The organism is Pseudonocardia sp. ICBG601, from assembly GCF_020496245.1.
Map to the genome: position 1 here is coordinate 1 of NZ_JAHLJA010000204.1, position 2,600 is coordinate 2,600.

4 protein-coding genes are annotated in these 2,600 nt (G+C 68.7%); 2 read left to right on the forward strand and 2 right to left on the reverse strand.

Annotated elements, in window-relative coordinates; translation table 11 throughout:
• Nucleotides 1-93: 93 nt before the first annotated feature.
• The gene (locus KPL57_RS60360; RefSeq protein WP_226358895.1) at nucleotides 94-708 is read right to left on the reverse strand and encodes a hypothetical protein; all 615 of its coding nucleotides are present in this window, start codon (nucleotides 706-708) and stop codon (nucleotides 94-96) included.
• On the opposite strand from KPL57_RS60360, the gene KPL57_RS60365 reads away from it, so the two are divergent.
• Complete coding sequence (locus tag KPL57_RS60365; RefSeq protein ID WP_226358896.1) at nucleotides 698-1,027, forward strand: hypothetical protein; 330 nt, start codon at nucleotides 698-700, stop codon at nucleotides 1,025-1,027. The two genes, KPL57_RS60360 and KPL57_RS60365, sit on opposite strands and share 11 nt — an antisense overlap.
• 53 nt (nucleotides 1,028-1,080) lie before the next feature.
• Here KPL57_RS60365 and KPL57_RS60370 read toward each other — a convergent pair whose 3' ends face one another.
• On the reverse strand, nucleotides 1,081-1,722 hold the full coding sequence (locus KPL57_RS60370) for a DUF4158 domain-containing protein (protein ID WP_226358897.1): 642 nt from the start codon (nucleotides 1,720-1,722) through the stop codon (nucleotides 1,081-1,083).
• A gap of 647 nt (nucleotides 1,723-2,369) precedes the next feature.
• Here KPL57_RS60370 and KPL57_RS60375 point away from each other — a divergent pair.
• A partial coding sequence (locus KPL57_RS60375) for a hypothetical protein (RefSeq protein ID WP_226358898.1) occupies nucleotides 2,370-2,600 on the forward strand: 231 nt, incomplete at its 3' end.

A 2,600-nucleotide genomic window follows, 5' to 3' on the forward strand; every position in this document is an offset into this window, starting at 1 on the left:
CGGGCCTGCACAGCCTGCTTGAGCCGGCGCAGGTTGCGCGGCTCCGGCGAGGCCTCCAGCGGGGCCAGCTTGACCGCGCCAGCCGCGCGGTCGCTAATCGACAACCAATCGCAGCCCGGCAGGGCGGTGTGCAGGGCCTCCAGCTCGGCGCGCATCTCGGCTTGCAGGTCGGCGATGAACTGGCTGGGGTCCAGCGGCTTGCGCAGCGCCTGGTAGTGCTCGACGCGATGGTCCTCGAATCGGTCGGAAGGTCTTCGGCGGGTTGCGCCAGGTGTCCGCGCCGACGACCCAGATTTCCTTGCACCGCAACTGCTCGCGTAGCGCCTGGAAGGTGCACACCTCGTAGACCATGCGCACGACCCGTTGCCGGCGGCGCTTGTCGTCCTTGTAAACCAGCGCCTCCCAGTCCTCGCTCAGGCCGCGATGGACCGGGATGTGCTCGCCGGCCGGGTAGTAGTGCAGGTTCCCGGCGCTGGCGTAGCGGGTGATCAGCTCCAGCGCGTCGAGCACCGGCCGGTGGGTGGTGTTGTTGCTGCGGAACTCCAGCACGTCCAGCAGCTTGATCAGCCCAGTCCGGTAGTGGTTGGTGTAGGAGCCCTTCAGCGTGGCCTTCACGGTGCGCTGGTAGGTCGGCCCGGAGGACTTGAACTCCGCGATCAGGTCGGCCAGCACGGCCTGCGGCGCGACCGGGAACACGGTGTCGCGCACGAGCTGGTCGCCGGCGTTTCACGGTCGCCTCGGCGACCCGGAACAGCAAGTTCTCCTTGCCGGTGACCCGCTTGAACTCCTTGATCAGCTCCTTGGTCACCCGGACCTCGGCGCGGGCGTTGATCCGGTGCACGGTGGAGATCAGCAGCTCGACCAGCGTGTCGGTGATCTCCCGTTCCCGGCAGTGCAACAACGCCGCCAGCAGGGCCAGCGTCACCTCAGGCGCGTGTCCGCGCAGGTGGCTGGGCGCCTCGACCGCCGCCCGCGCCCGCCAGGCGGCGACCACCTTCGGGGCGATGTCGGCGAACACGCCGGCTGACAGGCCGACCGCCCGTACCGCTTCCAGCTTGGCGATCTCGGTCAACATCGTGTTCAGGCTGACGTTGCCCGGATCGGACCGGATCGAGGCCAGCACCGCCGGCCCGTCACCGTCCCCGCCGGGTTGGCCGTCGTCATCGGCACCGGCCGCGACCAAGGCGAACAGCCGAACGCGCACCGCCTCGGATAAGCGGATCGCCACCCGTGCGAACAGCAGCTCCTCGCCGCGGTGCAGCGCCGAGCGCACGATCCGGTCGACGCGGCCGCCGGTGGGCGCTCGATACGTTCCTCCCGGCACCGGTCCAGCAGCTGGTCACGGACACGTTCAGCGCCGCGCTCGGTCTGGGTGACGGTGGTGACCAGCCACTCGGTGAGCTTGTCGGCGTCGGCGACGCTGCACTCCCGGAACCCCAGTGTCCGGCGAATCTGGCTGCGATGGAACTCGATCGTGCGGCCGGACCAGTCGTAGAACGCCAGCTCGGTCACCGGCACACCGACCTGCCGGGCCACGTAGTCCACAGCGGCGTCGGGGATCTCGCTCCGGCTGCGGGGAAACCGGCCGTGCTCGGTGTAAAAGCGCAGCAACACCGCGAACCCGAGCCGCGTCGCGCCACGCTTGCCGGCCACCATCGCCAGCTCGGCCTCGACCAGCGTCCACCGATCGATCAGTTCGTCCTGACCCAGCTCACGCGCCACGCACGGACGCTACTCCCACCCCCCGGACACCGCCGCGACCAGAGATTCAGGGTCAAGCCCCCAGCGCTCGTTTGCGGCTGATGACACGATCCTTACCGGCACCCCGGCTTGGGGGCCGTTTCGGGACATCCCTCGAAATCTCACTCTGTGCAACTGGCGGCGCGGCGCGCCACGGCGAGCGCCCACTCCCGTGGCGCCGGGCGTCAGCGAGGAGGCGACCGGACGGTGCCGATGCTGTCGCCAGTGCTGACAGCGATCTCTCGGTAGCTGAACCCCTGGAGGGCGCAGATCCACGGCCCTGGCTCGACGTTGCTTGGCCCGCTGCTCGTAGCGGTCTCGGGGTTCGGCGATCATTTTTGTGACCGTGGAGCGGGATATTCCGAACTCTTCAGCGAGTTCGCGGCCGCTCTTGGTCCGACGCCGCGGAATTTGCGCTGTCATGAGAAAGCCCGCTTCGCCAATGCCTGCCTCGCGGAGCTGTCGAGATGTTTCGATCTGGTCATCGCCACGGATTCGGCCAGCGATGAGTCCGCCGTTGCGTCCTGATCCTTTGCGTCCGCGTGCGGCTTGGATGGCGGAGAAGGCTGCGTCGTAGGCGGCGGGGCCGTCGTTCCACATGCGGGAGTAGTTGATCGTCCAGGTCCGAGATGGAGCCGGAGATGTGGCCGAGTTCGTTCCCCTCCGAGGGGGATGGGGAAGTCGGCGTTGAGGATCGCGACGTGTTTGGCGACAGCGGCGCGGTAGCCGTCGGCGTCGCCCCAGTGGTGCCGCATTTCGCGGTAGGCGAAGCGGCGGACCATGTGGAACAGGGTTTCGTTGCGGGAGTAGCCGACGGGGGCGCGGCGGCGTGTGTTGTGCCAGCCGCGTCCGGGCATGTG